Source organism: Holophagales bacterium, from assembly GCA_016699405.1.
GTDB lineage: Bacteria > Acidobacteriota > Thermoanaerobaculia > Multivoradales > JAGPDF01 > JAAYLR01.
Genome location: CP064972.1, coordinates 2,227,447 through 2,243,005, shown reverse-complemented (window position 1 = coordinate 2,243,005; position 15,559 = coordinate 2,227,447). Strand labels below are relative to the sequence as shown.

Annotated in this window: 9 protein-coding genes; all 9 read right to left on the bottom strand. The window is 67.6% G+C overall.

What is annotated here, in order from left to right; all coding sequences use genetic code 11:
* Window positions 1–6: 6 nt before the first annotated feature.
* Window positions 7–2,844, bottom strand: coding sequence for a cation-translocating P-type ATPase (locus IPJ17_09290; GenBank protein ID QQR76133.1), 2,838 nt, complete (start codon window positions 2,842–2,844; stop codon window positions 7–9).
* Between the two features lie 138 nt (window positions 2,845–2,982).
* The gene (locus IPJ17_09285; protein QQR75744.1) at window positions 2,983–4,299 is read right to left on the bottom strand and encodes a SpoIIE family protein phosphatase; all 1,317 of its coding nucleotides are present in this window, start codon (window positions 4,297–4,299) and stop codon (window positions 2,983–2,985) included.
* 152 nt (window positions 4,300–4,451) lie between these two features.
* A complete protein-coding gene (locus IPJ17_09280; protein QQR75743.1) occupies window positions 4,452–5,669 on the bottom strand; it encodes an ATP-binding protein in 1,218 nt (405 codons plus the stop codon).
* Window positions 5,670–5,768: 99 nt separating this feature from the next.
* Window positions 5,769–6,854, bottom strand: a complete 1,086-nt coding sequence (locus IPJ17_09275; protein QQR75742.1) for a DUF3883 domain-containing protein — start codon at window positions 6,852–6,854, stop codon at window positions 5,769–5,771.
* A 149-nt stretch (window positions 6,855–7,003) separates the two neighbouring features.
* Window positions 7,004–9,124 carry a UvrD-helicase domain-containing protein gene (locus tag IPJ17_09270; GenBank protein QQR75741.1) on the bottom strand — a complete coding sequence of 707 codons (2,121 nt, stop codon included), beginning with the start codon at window positions 9,122–9,124 and terminating at the stop codon, window positions 7,004–7,006.
* The gene (locus IPJ17_09265; protein ID QQR75740.1) at window positions 9,121–10,080 is read right to left on the bottom strand and encodes an RNA-directed DNA polymerase; all 960 of its coding nucleotides are present in this window, start codon (window positions 10,078–10,080) and stop codon (window positions 9,121–9,123) included. The genes IPJ17_09270 and IPJ17_09265 overlap by 4 nt, the downstream gene beginning before the upstream one ends.
* Window positions 10,081–10,243: 163 nt before the next feature.
* Window positions 10,244–10,825: a hypothetical protein gene (locus IPJ17_09260; protein QQR75739.1), complete on the bottom strand. Its 582-nt coding sequence runs from the start codon at window positions 10,823–10,825 to the stop codon at window positions 10,244–10,246.
* A 684-nt stretch (window positions 10,826–11,509) separates the two neighbouring features.
* Window positions 11,510–14,353, bottom strand: coding sequence for a site-specific DNA-methyltransferase (locus IPJ17_09255; protein ID QQR75738.1), 2,844 nt, complete (start codon window positions 14,351–14,353; stop codon window positions 11,510–11,512).
* 22 nt (window positions 14,354–14,375) lie between these two features.
* Window positions 14,376–15,539, bottom strand: a complete 1,164-nt coding sequence (locus IPJ17_09250) for a Fic family protein (protein ID QQR75737.1) — start codon at window positions 15,537–15,539, stop codon at window positions 14,376–14,378.
* Window positions 15,540–15,559 lie beyond the last annotated feature (20 nt).

Genomic DNA, 15,559 nt, shown 5'->3' with positions numbered 1-15,559 from the left:
ACCCGCTCAGGTCGGACGCCCGGAGGCGCTCGCCCTCCGGCGGTCGGCGAGCCGCAGAACCACCTTCTGCGCCTCGCGCAACCAGAGGACGCTGCTCGCCACGGCGAGACAGCGCAGCCAGTCTCCGACCCCGAGCGAGACCGTCCCGAAGGCGCGCTGCAGGGCGGGGACCTCGAGCACGATCCCCTGCAGGGCGAGGGACAGGACGAGCGAGGCCCAGAGCCAGCGGTTGGTGAAGAGACGCGAGAAGGCGCTCCGCTCGTCCGAGCGCGCATTGAGGACGTTGAAGAGCTGGAAGAGCATGAGGGTGGTGAAGGCCATCGTCTGCGCGAACGGCAGGTCGCCGTTCCCCTCCACCATCCCGCCGGGCAGCGCGGCGTCGAGCACGAAGAGCGTGCCGGCCGCCATCGCGAGGCCGACGAGGCCGATGCCGCGCCACATCCGTGGGGTGATCGTCCTCTCGCCGGCGGGGCGCGCCGACCGGATCATCAGGTCCTCGTCCGGCGGATCCACACCGAGCGCCAAGGCCGGCGCGCCGTCGGTCACCAGGTTGATCCACAGCAGTTGCGTCGCCAGGAGCGGCAGGACGACGGCGCCCTCCTTGGCAGGCAGACCGAGACGGTGAGCCAGCAGCACGCCGAAGAACATCGTCAGCACCTCGCCGATGTTCGACGAGAGCAGGAAGCGCAGGAACCGGCGGATGTTGGCGAAGACCGCCCGCCCCTCCTCCACGGCGGCGACCAGCGTGGCGAAGTTGTCGTCGGCGAGCACCAGGTCGGCCGCCTCCTTCGAGACGTCAGTGCCGGTGATCCCCATCGCCACGCCGATATCGGCCATCTTCAGCGCCGGAGCGTCGTTGACCCCGTCGCCGGTCATCGCGACGATCGCGCCGCCGTGCTGCAGCGCCTGGACGAGCCGCAGCTTGTGCGCGGGGTTGACCCGGGCATAGACCGCCGTCGCGTCGACCGCCAGTCTCAGCGCTTCGTCGTCCATCCGTTCGAGCTCGGCACCGGTGACCACCCGACCGTCGTCGGAGATGCCGAGCTCGCGGGCGATGACCACCGCCGTCCGCGGATGATCGCCGGTGATCATCAGCGGCCGGATCCCCGCCCCGCGGGCGCGCGCCACCGCCTCCTTCGCCTCGGCGCGCGGCGGGTCAATCATGCCGACGAGCCCGAGGAAGACGAGGTCGCGCTCCGCCTGCTCGCTCACCTGGCCGCCGGCCGGGAGCATCTCGTCCGTCAGCCAGCGGGTCGCGATCCCGAGCGTGCGCAGCGCCGCGTCGGCGAGCGCGTCGTTGGTCCGCAGGATCGCCGCCCGGCGCTCCGGCGTGAGCGGCCGCACCTCGGCACCGACGAGCTCGGCGGCGCAGCGTTCGAGCACCACGCCGGGAGCGCCCTTGGTGAAGACGACCAGGCGCCGGTCGCTTTCGGCATCGCGGTGGATGGTGCTCATCAACTTGCGTTCGGAGGAGAACGGCACCTCCCCGACGCGCGGCAGCCGCGCGGCGAGGGCCGAGGGGGCGAGCCCGGCCTTGCGTGCGGCGGCGAGCAGCGCCGCCTCGGTCGGATCGCCCTGCGCGCTCGAGCGGCCGTCGCGCTCGACGATCGCGGCGTTGTTGGCGCGATCGGCGGCGGTCAAGGCACGCTCGAGCTCCAGGCGCAACGCCCCGTCGAGCGGCCCGCCGTCCTCGCGCGTCACGTCCCCCTCGGGTCCGTAGCCGGAGCCGCCGAACGCCACGCGCCCGCTCGCGGTGACCAGCATCCGCACGGTCATCTCGTTGCGGGTCAAGGTGCCGGTCTTGTCGGAGGCGATGACGCTCGCCGAGCCCAGCGTCTCGACCGCAGCGAGATGGCGGACGATCGCCCGGCGCTTCGCCAGGCGCTGTACGCCGAGGGCGAGCACGGCGGTGACCACCGCCGGCAGCCCCTCCGGCACCGCGGCGACGGCGAGCGCCACGCCGAGGATCAGGGCGTCGAGGAACGCCGCGGCGCTGCGCACCTGGTCGACGACGACGATGGTGGCGATCATCACCGCCGCGATCACCAGCACGGCGAGCCCGAGTCGTCTTCCGAGGCGGTCGAGCTCGCGCTGCAGCGGCGTCGACGTGGCGCGCGTCTCGCCGAGCAGGACGGCGATGCGCCCCATCTCGGTCCGCATCCCGGTCGCCGTGACCAGCGCCTTGCCGTGCCCGTAGGTGACGGCGGTGCCGCTCCAGATCATGTTGACGCGGTCGCCGAGGGCGGCCTCGGCGGCGATCGGCGCCGTCTCCTTGTCGACCGGCTGGCTCTCGCCGGTCAACGCCGCTTCGCCGGTCTGCAACCCGGTCACCTCGACGAGCCGCGCATCGGCGGCGAGGGTGTCGCCCTCCTCGATTAGCACGAGGTCGCCGGGGACGAGCTCGGCGGCCGGCACGCGGCGGCGCTCGCCAGCGCGGATCGCCGTGGCCTCGGCCGCGGACATCGCCTTGAGCGCCGCCACCGCCGCCTCCGCCCGCGACTCGAGCACGAAGCCGAGGGTGGCGTTGAGCAGCACCACCGCGAGGATGGCGAACGACTCGTAGGGCAGCGTCGTGTCGCGCTCCAGCGCCCAAAGCACCGCCGAGATCGCCGTGGCCGCCAGCAGCAGCAGGACCAGCACGTCCCGGAACTGGGCGGCGAACCGCCGCCAGGCGGCGACGGGCTTCACCGTCGCCAGCTCGTTGCGACCGAAGCGCAGGAGACGCGCCGCGGCCTCCGCGTCGCTCAGGCCGCGCTGGGCGTCGGTACCGAGCGCCTTCGCCACCTCGTCGACCGACTGCCGATACGGGGCGCTTCGATCCTCTTGCGACGGAACGTCTGCGATCACGGGGCGGAACCTCGAGCGTGAGGACGGGTGTGAAGCCGGTGCCTGAAACGGTCGACGGGAGAGAGCGCGGCCCCGGCACGCTGCCCGGAGTCACCGCACGAAGCCGCGGCCGAACCCGCAACCCCCGGGGGCAGCCTACTCCTGTGCGACCGAACGCCGCAGGACGAGCAGCGTCAGGTCGTCGGCGAGATGGGGCGAGGCGGTGAAAGCGCGCACCTGGGCTACCAGCTCGTCGACCAGCGCCGCGGCCGAAAGGCCGCGCGAGCCGGCGAGCGCCGCCATCAGCCGGCCGGAGCCGAGCTCCTCGCCCGCCGGGTTCGCCGCCTCGAGCAACCCGTCGGTGAAGAGCACCAACCGGTCGCCGGGAGCGAGCGTCGTCTCACGCTCGACATGCCCGGCGTCGCCGAAGACGCCGAGCGCCGGTCCGCAGTTCGGCAGCTCCTCGAGCCTGCCATCGGCGCGCTCGAGCACCGCGAGCGGGTGGCCGCAGCTCGCGTAGGTCAGCCGGCCGCTCGCCGGTTCGAGCAGGGCGTAGATGCAGGTGACGAACTGGCGCGGCGCCGCCGACTCGCGCAACAGCCGGCCGACCTCCGTCACCGTGGCATCGACCCTGGTCCCCAGATCGTGGCGCGAGCGCAGCAGCGCGCGGAAGGTCGCCATGACCAGAGCCGCCGGCACGCCCTTGCCGGCGACATCGGCGATCACCAGGCCGAGCCGACCGTCGGGAAGTGGCAGGAAGTCGAAGTAGTCGCCGCCGAGCTCGAGGCTCGGCAGACAGACGCCGGCGAGGTCGTAGCCCGGCAGCACCGGCGCTGCCGCCGGCAACAGGCCGGTCTGCACGTCGCGGGCGATGCGGAGCTGCGTCTCGAGGTGCTCGCGGTCGAGCAGGTGGCGGTGGAGCATCGCCTTCTCGATCGCCATCGCCGCCGCCTCGGCGAAGAACTCGAGCAGCCCGACATCGCGCGCGTCGAAGGCGTCGAGGCGATCGCTCTCGACGTTGAGGGCGGCGATCGTGCGGCCGTCGACGACGACCGGCACCGCGAGCTCCGAGCGCGTCTCGTTCCTTCCGACGACGTAGCGGGGATCCCGGCTGACATCCGGTACGAGCACGCTCTGACCGGTGCGGATGGCATGCCCGACGATCCCCCGCCCGGAGCTGAGCATCGCGTCGTCGGCGACGGGCCGGATCTCGAAGCCGCGGCGCGCCACCCCGGCGATCACCCCCGGCGGCCGCTCCCGCCCCGGGTAGAGATCCTCGGCGAGCGCGAAGATCCCGGCCGCGTCGTAGTCCACCACGGACCCCACCGCTCCGAGCAGCGTGTCGAGCGTCTCGGTCAGATCGAGCGTCCCCCGGCTGCGCCGCGAGATCTCGAGCAGCAGCGCACACTTCTCCTCGGCGCCGAGCTCCCGCCCGTCGCGCGGTGCGCCGCCGACCGCCGGATTCGCTGTCATGTTCCCCTCTGCAACGAGGATACGACGGCTTCAGTGCCGGGGTTGCGGACCGGAGAGGACGCGCCGGGCATTGCACCCAACGTCCGCAAGGAGCGTTGGCTCAGACGGGGACTTCACCGGCTCGGAAGACTCCCCAGCTCGGGACAACCGGCTCAGGCCGAGCCCTTCTCGGAAGCCGAGGCAGACCTTGGCTGGAATTCCGGGATGGCCCGGCGCATGAACTCGTCGAACAGCGGGACGGTGAATGCCATTTCGCCATGGGCCGGGCTGTAGACCATGCCCTTCCGGATGAGATTGGCGCGCACCGGTCCGAGGCTCGTCAGCTTCACGCGCAACGCGTCGGCGATCTCCGCGGTGCGGTAGGGGCCGGCGCCGAGCTCCGCCATCGCCCGCAGGAAGGTCTTCTCCCCGGGCGTCAGCCGATCGAATCGGACACGGAAGAAGTTCTCGTCGAGGCGCGGAAGCACGATGGCTGTCGCGTCATGAACGATCTGCAGGGTAATCGGCGAGGAGGGCGCCCGATTCCAGGACTGGTAGCCCCACTCCTGCAGGAAGTACGGGTAGCCCTGAGTGAGCCTGAAGATCTCCTCCAAGGCAGCCGGCTCGACGACCACCCCGGCGGCCAGCGCGGGTTCCTTGATGGCCTTGGCAGCATCCTCTCGAGACAGTGCACCGATGTCTGGGAAGCTGAAGCGCCGTTCAGCGTATGACTTCGCTTCGCCGGCGAGTCCGGGCAGGATCGGCAGCCCCGCTCCGAACAGGACGAATGGAAGCTGGCCCTGCTGGATCCGGTGGAGCGCCATGATCAGCGCTCCCAGCTCCTTCTGACTGAAGTACTGGATCTCGTCGATGAAGAGCGCCACCCCGGTCTTCTTGTCCTCGGCCGCTTCTGCGATAGCCACGAGGAGGTTGGGAAGGTCGATCTCGAGGTCTCCGCTGTCGGCGGCTCCCGCCTCCGGTTCGATGTCGAGCCCGAAGGTCACGTCGCTGACCGTGACTCGGATCGCGCCAATGAAGCTCCGCAGGACGGCGAGGCCCCGCTTGACCTTGCCGCCCGCCCCGGCGGCGCGGTCCAGCTCGAAGAGGAGGTTCTTGAGGTAAGGCACCAAGAGCTCGGCCAGTGGCTTCTCTTCGAGGGCTTCGATGGAGACTGTGCGGTACTCCTGCTGAGCCGCCAGACGCTTGATCTCGTTGAGGAGAACGGTCTTTCCGACCCCCCGCAGCCCCGTGAGCAGCAGGCTCTTCTCGGGCCGCCGGAGTTTCACCCGGCCGAGGAGTATCCTCGCCTGTTCCAAGACCGGATCCCGCCCGACGAGTTCGGGAGGGGGAGATCCGGCACCGGGGGAGAAGGGATTCTGGATCGGGTCCATGGCCTCGTTTATAGCAAGTTCTAGCCGCCTATAGCCATTTATAGCCGTTTTCGGCAATAAATCGCTATATCTCGGGGCGGCTGCCGGCGAGGAGCGGGACTACGACCGCCAAGCGACATGGGAATCGGGGCTGACATGCCAGGTCGACGCTTCGATGCGCCAGCCGTCGGGCGCCGAGGTGATCGGGTTCCCAAGGTCTTCGAGAGTCGGGCTCTTGTCGACCGACCAAACCCTGAAGAGGCGCCACGCAGGATCGTTCTTGGCGCACCGGATCTCATTCTCCGAGATGAAGAACCCGTAGTCCTGCTCTCGCCCGCGTGTGGTCGACTTGACCTCGACGTGAATCTCGCGCCCCAAGTCGTCGAAGCTGCGGATGTCGTAGCCGAGTGCGGCCGAGTCGTCGGCCACCAGCTTGGTCGCTTCTGCAAGGTCAGGTCGATTCCCCGCCAGTAGGCGCCGCCTGAGCTCCTCGAACACGAACAGCTCTCCCGCTAGGCCGATCCTCTCCCGCTCGTCGGCCCGGCACTGTCGCGCCTTCAGGGTGGCTGCGAAGTCGATCGCGGTGCCCTCGTCGTCGGGCGCAAGGCCTGCATTGACCAGGTTCGCGACCACCCACATGTAGGACTGGATCTCGATGAGGCTCGGCGTTCCATAGATCGAAAGCTCGTTGCGCAGGAAGTCGGTGACGCGCAAGAGCTCCTCGTAGGCCTTCCAGGAGATGTTGGAGGCCAGCCTTGTCGACAGGCCGTAATGCGTGAGCAGGGCATCGAAGCGCTCCGGCCGAACCGGCATGAAGCTCCGCGGCTCCAACAAGAAGGCCAGGTAAGCCAGGAAAGGCCACTTGCAGCCCAGCCGGTGCGCCTTCAGGTAAGACGCGAAAGCGTCGAACCGTGGGCCGAACGACGCGGCCGAGGAGTCGCCTCCGAGCAGATACTCGAAGAGCGCCTCCTCGAGGCCGGCTACGGCTTGGGTTGTAGTCGCAAGGAACAGGGGCGAGTGAGAGCAGCTCTTTGGTCCGTGCCGCTGCTGCTCTAGCAGGTTCCGGCTGACGCGTTGCTCGCAGGCAGCCTTCACCGCCCCGAGGATCTTCCCGGGGGATCGACGCCAGGCCTTCCAGCGATCGAGATGCAAGGCCTTCGCACCGTCGGCATAGGCCAGATGCTTGTAGGCGACCTCGTCACGCACGAAGTACGGATGGTCGAAGCTCCTGAAGGTCTCGCCTCCGCTCTTCTCCTCGGCCCACCGCAGAAAGGCGCGATGAGAGCGATTGAACGCCTCTCGATCCGGGACCTCGTTCACTCTCCACCCTCCAGGTCTCGGCCTCTCGCCGATCCTCAGGCTGTCGGTCCAGTTCGCAGGTCCTCAAGGAACTCCGACCCCGGCTCGACCCCGGTCACCAGCAGCCGGTCCCGCGCCCGCGTGCAGGCGACGTAGAGCAGGTGCCGCTCGGTGTCGTAGACGTCCTCGAGGTCCGCCTCGTCGGTGACGCTCTCAATCCGCGACTGGAGCGGCAGCACCTCGTCGTCGCAGGCGGCGACGATCACCGCGCGGTACTCAAGGCCCTTGGCGAGGTGCATGGTGCCGACGGCGACGGCGCCTGCCGCTCCACTGGCCTGGCCGCCGTGCTGGCGGTCGAGCTCGAGGGGGCGAAGGCCCGCTGCCCGGACCGCCGCGCCGGCGCGCTCGAGCTCGGCTTCGGAGCGGACGAAGATCCCGATCTCCTGCGGGGCGTACCCCTCGCCGATGCGGGCGCGCAACCACGCGGCGATGGCGGCCGATTCCGCGGCTGCCGAGCCGAACCGCTCGACCGCCGGCTCGGGGCCGTTGAAGGCGGAGAGGGTCCGCCGCCGCTCTTCGGTGTTGCCGTCGACGTCGGCGAGCTCAGCGGGCAGCAGCCGATCGGCCTGACGGCGGATCTGATGCGAGGTCCGGTAGTTGATCCGCAACGTCTGCGAGCGCCCGCGCACGTCGACGCCGAGGGAGCGCCAGGAGAACGGCGTCTGGAAGATCCGCTGCCCGAGGTCGCCGGCGAAGAAGAGGGAATCCGGACGGTCTCCCCCGAGCGCCGCGAGGAAGCGCAGCTCGGCGACGCCGAGGTCCTGGGCTTCGTCGATCACCGCGAAGTCGAACGGCGGCCGCTTCGCCTTCGCCAAGTGCCGTTCGAGCCGGCGGAAGAGCCCCGGCTCGGTCGAGAGCCCCCCGGCTTCGAGCCGGTCGCGGACGAGCGAGAAGATCGACCAGAGCACCGAGCGCTGGGTCTCGGCGAGGCGGGTCTTGCGCCCGAGCCGCTGGACGTCGCGGTACTGCTCCCAGCTCTCGATCTGCCAGGCGTCGACGACTGCCGTCCACTCGGCGAAGAGGAACTCGGGGCGGAAGCGGTGCCCCTCGATCCGGCCGGCGGCCTCGCGCAGGAACCGGCGGATCTCCTCGGCGCCCGCCAGGTGCGGCGCCCCGAAGTTCGCCTCGTAGAGCCGCCGGGCGACGGCGCCCAACGACTGCACTTCGAGCCGCTCGGCGAGCCGCGTCTCCTTGCCGATCAGCCGCCGCAGGCGCAGGTGGAGGGCGCCAGCGAGCGGCTCGGAGAAGGTGGCGAGAAGGACACGCGCCTCCGGGCGGCTCCGCGCCAGGTGCACGGCGCGGTGGAGCGCCACGATCGTCTTGCCGGTCCCGGCAGACCCGGCCACTCGCGCCGGCCCGCCGTAGCTCTTCTCGACGATCTCGCGCTGGGTGGGGTGGAGGAAGACCATCCACTTCTCCCACGGGTACTCGAGCGCCCGTTCGAGCTCTTCGACGTTCGCCATGAGGCGAAAGCGCCGCTGCGCGTCGGGATGCGCGAACGGATCCGCCCCCGCCGGCGCCTGCACCGGCCGCACCGGCCGCCCCCCGGTCGCCAGATCCAGCAGCGCTTCGGCTGCTTCCCCCGGCAGGTGCTCCGCAAGCTGAAGGAGGCTCTCTTCCGTCGCCTCGGTAACTTCGCCGACCCATTCTGCGGGAACGCCGTAGGCCAGCAGCTCGTCGCGCGGCACGTCGCGGAAGAGCGGCAGCTTCGGCACCTGCGCAGCCGGTTCACTGGGGGCCTCAACGAGCCTGGGAACGACGACTTCGCGCACCACCTCGCGCACGCTCTCGCGCAGCTCGACTAGCTGCGCCGCCCCGGTCGTCGGATGCCGCTCGATCTTCCTCGACTCCGCCCACCGGTAGGCGTCGTCGTGGTGCCCTACGTAGCAGAGCAGCAGTCTGCCCTCGCTTCGGTGAACGATTATTCTCAGGTCCGCATTGACGCGCACCGACCAGAGGCTCTTGTCCTTCGCCTTGTCGAGCCGGTGGAACTGGAAGCCGGGGTGCGCGGGGTTGAGTTGAAGGTCAAACGCGGCGGTCTTTGCCGCCTTTTGCGAATCGCCGCCAAGCCTCCCGAGACTGTCGGCAAAGGAGTCGGCGATAAGGAACTCGCTCACTCTTCCTCCGACAGACGGTCAATCGAGTCCGCGTAGCGCAAGTGACCCGCTACTCGTGCGGCGTCCTCCGACCTGACTTTTCCGACGGCCGAGAGGTGCCTAAGGGCTCGGATCCGATTGCGATACCCCTTTGTCAACCGAGGCCGGTCGCCGTGCACAACCAGCCCATGGACCTTGAGCCGAATGGGACTCTCCGCCAACTCTTCCTTCGCGTCGTTGAGGTCCCAACCGCCGGCTGTCACGACGGCCTTGACGCGATCGGGCAACCCAGCTGGCACGGCTGCCTGTCCGGAGAAGACGATGTCGTCGGCGTAGCGGGTGAGCCGAGCGCCGAACTCCCTGGCGAGCTCGTGCAGTTGCTGGTCCTGCTCTCTGAATACGAGGTTCGAAAGGACCGGGCTAGCTGGTGACCCCTGTGCAAGCCCCTCTCCGTAACAGCAGAGGCTCGCTGCCAGCTCCGCTCCATGACCCGGGTACCCCAAGCCTTGAAGCGCTCCCACAACCCGAGTTCTGGAGACACTCGGAAAGAAGTCGGCGAGATCGACCGAGTAGATCCACCTCGCTCGCGCGTGCACGCGAGCAGCCATTGGGGCCGAGCGCCCAGGCACGAATCCGAAGACCCACGGATCAAACTCGAGTGCCGCCGCCAGGTGGGTCCCAAACCACTTCTGAAACACCTTCAAGCCCACCTTCGGCGAGTGGATCTGCCTCTTCTTCCTTCCAGTCCTGATGACAAATGACCTGTAGTAGCGCTCCGGGTTTCTCCGCAATGCACCGACGAACTTGCTGCTCACACCGAAGAGACACGCAAGCGCGCGCACTGAGACAACTGGAGGGAGCCGTCGCTCGCCAAGGTGGCCTATGTCTGGCCAATACAGCTCGGCGACTCCATCGCCCAACGCGGCGCGGTAGTCAGCAGCAGTACGGAAGGAGACGAAAAATGGCGGCGGCTTCACGGGATTAGCAAAGCCCGGAGGCTTTCATTGAGATCGCCGGCTCCTCGTCGAGCGATCCGAAGGAGCGACCGGCGAGGAGCCGGCGCCCTTCTGTGGCTGACCTGCGCAACGGCTGGGCGTGATGCACGCCCGCGCGCAAAGCCGCCGCCATTCAGACTAGTGTCTACCATCGGCGCCTCGCCAGCGCAAGGACCCTCTCAATGTCGGAACTCGCTCGAAAGTCCCCGTGCGGAACAAGCCGGCCGCCCTCGTCGGTGAGCGAGTAGTCGCCGTTCGCGTGGCGGACGATTAGACCCTTCCGCCTGAGGGTGTCCAGGCGGCTCCTGAGCCACTTTTCGGAGATTTCGAAGCCCAGATCCTGCAGAGCGACGCCCACTTCACGTCCGCTAGCAGGTGCCGTCTTCTTCACAGCTCGTAGAACCACTGCGCTCGCGGGGAGGTCTTGAGGGTTCCCCACGACCACTTCCACGCCGTCAAGACCAAGAAGGCCCAGACATTGCGAAGCCACATCTCGAATGAGCCCACTTCGGCGCTGAGTCCCGCCAGCCGGCCGAACTTCGATCCATGCTACGGCAGGTGGTCTGTCCAAGTCAGACAGGGCCACAGCCTCGATCTCCTCCCCAAACCGGCGGCGCAGCGTGGCCTCGAGCGCGACCCTCGTCTCATCTTGTTCGCCTCTCCCGACTACTATCCAGTCGACTTGGGCTCCCGTACGCCGCCGAACCTCCGCCGAGATCTTCTCCATGCGACTATGAGAAATGCGGCGCCTTGACGCGCGCCTCCCGACGAGGTCTTGAGGCACCAAAGCGACGAGCCGCGTTCCGTCTTCGTCAACTTGGCGAAGCTCAACAGATTCCGCGACTGGGCCAACGACCGCGAGTGCCTCCCGCAGAGCTCTCAAGCTAGCTGATGATGGCTGCATGCCGATACTCCCGTCGCACAGTCCCCACGAGAAACTGCACCCTCCTCTCCCATTCTCGCGCAGCGGCGAGTGAGGTCTCACGGAGCCGCAGCTGACCGCCACGCAGCTCCATCCGGATCTCCGGCTCGTAGTCGGCGATTCGCCTCGTTTCTCGCGCTTGCCGCAAGAGGTCCGCCAATGCCTGTAGCGCCTGGCGTACCTGTCTCCGGGTCTTCGAGGCGTCGCCTGGCGCAAGTTGGTTCCCTCGAACCTGTGCCGCGAGCTGGTTTGCGAACACGGCGAAGAACTTCCCCGTCAGCAGATCAGGCATGTCGGCGTGACCCATCACCGACCACCGTGAATTCACAGCACGCAGCAGGCTCCGGACCTCCAAGAAGGCGGCATAGTAGTAGCGGTTCAGAGCGCTTCGCCCGAACAGGTCCTGGCGCTGCGCATCTCCCGCTGTGCTCGCTTCGTCAGCGAGAGACCTTCCTACAACCCACATTCAGGTCACCTCCAGCGCCGCCATCACACCCGAAACACCTTCATCACCTCATCCCCAAGGTGATTGATCACCTTCACCGCAATCCTCCCCGACTGCGGCTTCGCGAACGGCCGCGAGGTGTCGCTGTGGAGCGTCGACCACGCCTCTTCGTCGATCTCGGCTTTGAGGGTGGTCTTCAGCGCCTTGTAGGGGTCGTTGGCGCCGAGGAAGTAGGCGTGGCGGACGAAGAAGGACTCTTCGTTGTAGTCGGTGTCGATGAACCAGCAGGCGATGCCTTCGGGGCCGTCGCTGCGGATCTCGCCGGTCTGGGGGTGGAAGACGTCGACGCCTTTGACTTTGACCTGGATCTGGTTGCCTTCGGCGGGCAGGAGCTCGATGTCGGGCTCGCCGAAAATGACGAAGAGGTTGCCCTTGCCGGTGTTCTTCAGGTCCTCGGCCATGTGCAGGTCGGCGTTCATGCGGGCCTTGAGGATGGGGATGGGGCCGAGCCGGGCGAGCTCGCTCGAGTGGACGTCGTAGTTGAAGGCGCAGGCGATGAGGACGTCGAAGTCGGCGTCGCCGCACTCCTTGGCGGCGGCCACCAAGTCGGGGCGGTTGACGGTGCCGAACTCGGGGCCGATGAAGATGCCGGCGCGGCGCTGGGTCTTGCCCTCGAGGTACTTGCCTTCGCCGCAGATGTACTTGCCGGGCCAGGGCGTGAGGGACAGGAAGACGATCTTGTCTTCCTTGTGCGCTTGCTGCACGCCGGCGGTCTTCAGGTTCTCGAGGATCAGCGACGGGAAGTCCTGCTTGTTGCCGTACCCGAGCTTCTTCTCGGCGACGTCGATCAGCTCGTCGTTCTCGTCGACGCCGAGCGTGCGGTGGGGCGAGAGGCTCTCGACGGTGAACGGCCCGGCGACGCGGACCTTCTTGCCGTCTTCGTAGGGCTTGTCGAAGAGGAACTCGTATTCGGCCTTGGCAGCGATCGAGGCGTCGATCTCGCGCTGGCGGGCGATGCGCTGCTCCCACCACTGCGTGTGGAGCTCCTTCGCCTTGGCCGGCCACTTCGGGTCGGCTTCGCGTGGGATCTCCCACTCTTCCCACTTCTTGCCGAGGGCTTCGTTCAGAGACGAAAGCAAAGACGTCTGGGTAGGGAGGTACTTCTCCCAGATGACGTCGATCTCGGCGTTGTTGGCGATCGACTTGAGGGTGACGTGGGGCACGCGCTCGTAGACGAAGCCGTGTCGGACGTCTCCGCGCGTCGGAGCTGTCGACGGCTCGCAGCGGGTGATCTCGGCCTCCCTTCGCTGGCCGTCCTTGCTGTCGGCGAGTAGGTAGAACGGATACCGCGCCCCCATGATGCGAGCCCGCGCCAATGCCAGGGCCACTCTCGAGGTGTCGACCGTGATCCAGCGGCGTCCCCATTGCTCCGCTATGAACGCAGTGGTGCCAGAGCCGCAGGTGGGGTCGAGTACAAGATCGCCCGGATCGCTCGTCATCAGAAGACACCTTTGAATCAAGGGCGTAGGCGTCTGCACGACGTAGACCTTCGGATCTGCGCGACTCTGAATGCCTCCGATGTCCACCCAGGCATTCCCAATGGCGGTTGCGCTGAAGTCGTCGAGGTAGCGGACGTAAGAGAGACTGTTGGTGGTCAGCTCAATGCGGTCAGCACGCAGCAGCCGTTCCATTCCGAACTCGTTGGTCTTCCATCGCACCTTGATCGAGGGTCGGATCGTCGTCCCGTCAATGGTGACCGGGAACCATGAGGCAGCCCCTTCACCCTTGTCTCGGCCCACACTCTGGCTGGTTAGGTTGTCCTGCCGGTAGACCCGTGAACCGCTTGTCAGCTCCTCCTCCAGACAGCGTTCGGTCGGAGTTAGGCTTCTTCGCTGAAGATCGGGCAAGCGGACCCGCGAGTACTTCTCAGCGCCGTCCTCGCCAAGCTCCTTGGAACCGAAAAGAGCTCGGTACTTCGTCTCCTCGTGGTTTCGCGCGTACCAGAGGACATAGTCAACAACACCCGGAAGATAGACGCCTGTCGACCCGCCTGAAGTCTTCGTCGAAATCTGCGCGATGAAGTTCTCGTCTCCAAAGACCTCATCCATTACTCCCCGCACCCGATGCACGTTCTCGTCCCCGATCTGCACGAAGATCGAGCCGGAGTCGGTGAGGAGGTCGCGGGCGACGGTGAGGCGGTCGCGGAGGTAGGTGAGGTAGCTATGGATGCCGTCGCGCCAGGTGTCGCGGAAGGCTTTGACCTGCTCGGGCTCGCGGGTGATGTGCTCGGCGTTGCCGTCCTTGACGTCGCGGCTGGTCGTCGACCACTGGAAGTTCGAGTTGAACTTGATCCCGTACGGCGGGTCGAGGTAGATGCACTGCACCTTGCCGCGCAGGCCCTCGCGCTCGGCGAGCGAGGCCATCACCTGGAGGCTGTCGCCGAGGATCATCCGGTTCGACCAGTTGGCGTCGTGCTGGTAGAACTCGGTCTTCGCCTCTTGCGAGGGCAGGCCGTTGAAGTCGGCGAAGAGATCCACCTGGAAACCGGACCGCTCTGACGCGGCTTCGGAGCTGCGGCGCATCAGGTCGTCGATCAGCACCTTCGGGTGGACCTTCTCCTGGATGAAGAGCGGCGGCGCCGGGACGACCAGGTCCGACCAGTCCTTCTCGTCCTTGCCGCGCCAGACGAGCTGCGGGTCGAGGTCCCGGTTGCGCTCGGCCTTCTCCTCTGCGAGGCCTGAAGCCCCGCGCGGATAGCGCACCTCCACCGGGCTCTCGCCTTCCCGCGCCAGCACCGACTGGTACTCCGCCGTCGGGATGTGCTTCCGGGAAGCCTCCTCGTGGCGGAGCGCTTCGACCTGCTTGGGGGACTTCGGCTTCTTCGCCATACTCAGCTCTTCCCTCTCCCGGTCACAGCGGCTCCGCCCCCTCGCCGAGGATCGCGACGTAGCGGTCGTACAAGAAGACGCGGTTCCGTTCTCGCCCCGTCAGCTCGCGAGCGATTCCGAGCTTCACCAGCGCCTCGGCCCCCGTGGCCGCCGTCGGAAACGACAGCCCTGAACGCCTCGACAGGTCCGTGATCGTAGTCAGCGGGCGCGACCGCAGCGCGGCAAAAAGCCGCAGCAGGCTGCTCGACTTCCGCCCCTGCCCGGAGATTCGCCCCTCGTCCTCCCGGAAGAGCGTGAGCAGCCGATGTGCGGTCGCCACCGCTGCGCCCGCCGTCTGCGCAACGCCCTCGAGGAAGAACTCCACCCAGGCCTCCCAGTCACCTTGCAGGCGCACTTCGTCGAGCAGCCGGTAGTACTCCGCCCGGTGTTGCTTCAAGAAGAGGCTCAGGTAGAGGAGTGGCTGCTGGATCACTCGCTCCTCGTTGAGAAGCAGGGCGATCAGCAGGCGGCCCACCCGGCCGTTGCCGTCGAGAAACGGGTGGATCGTCTCGAACTGGGCGTGCGCCAGCGCCGCCTTCACCAAGGTCGGCAGCCCCGGTTCCGCGTCGTGGAGGAACCTCTCCAGCGCCGCCATGCACTCCTCTACCCGGGCCGGCGGGCAGGGAACAAAGTGCGCATCGCCGGGCCGGGTGCCCCCGACCCAGTTCTGGGTCCGGCGGAATTCGCCTGGCGCCTTTTCTGCTCCGCGGCCGCGTTCGAGAAGCCTGCCGTGAACTTCGCGCAGCAGCCGATTCGAGAGCGGAAATCCGCCACGCAGTCGGTTCAACCCATGCTCCTGGGCGGCGACGTAGTTCGAGACCTCGACGACGTCGTCGAACGGGACGCCCGGCGCCTCCTCCATCTCGAACAGCAGAAGGTCCGAGAGCGAAGACTGCGTCCCCTCGATCTGCGACGAGAGCAGGGCCTCGCGCCGAACGTAGGCGTAGAGAAAGAGCTCGGGGTCTGGCAGCAGTGCCGAGATTCCGTCGAGTCGGCCGCAGGCCAGAAGAGCTCGTTCGAGCAGCTTCTGACGTTCGCCGGTCAGGTCGATCGGTGGATCGGGGGGAAGGGGATTGGGCACGAAGGCTCGAACGGCCTCGCCGGCCGTCGTGGTCACTTCGTAGTTGCCAGAAACCCCTCGTTTCACTGGGCTTTCCCCTGTTGAAC

Excerpts from the sequence above, each read along its gene's own strand:
- IPJ17_09285 (QQR75744.1), bottom strand. The coding sequence starts at position 4,299 with ATGACAGCGAATCCGGCGGTCGGCGGCGCACCGCGCGACGGGCGGGAG.
- IPJ17_09280 (QQR75743.1), bottom strand. The coding sequence starts at position 5,669 with ATGGACCCGATCCAGAATCCCTTCTCCCCCGGTGCCGGATCTCCCCCT.
- IPJ17_09260 (QQR75739.1), bottom strand. The coding sequence starts at position 10,825 with ATGGAGAAGATCTCGGCGGAGGTTCGGCGGCGTACGGGAGCCCAAGTC.
- IPJ17_09255 (QQR75738.1), bottom strand. The coding sequence starts at position 14,353 with ATGGCGAAGAAGCCGAAGTCCCCCAAGCAGGTCGAAGCGCTCCGCCAC.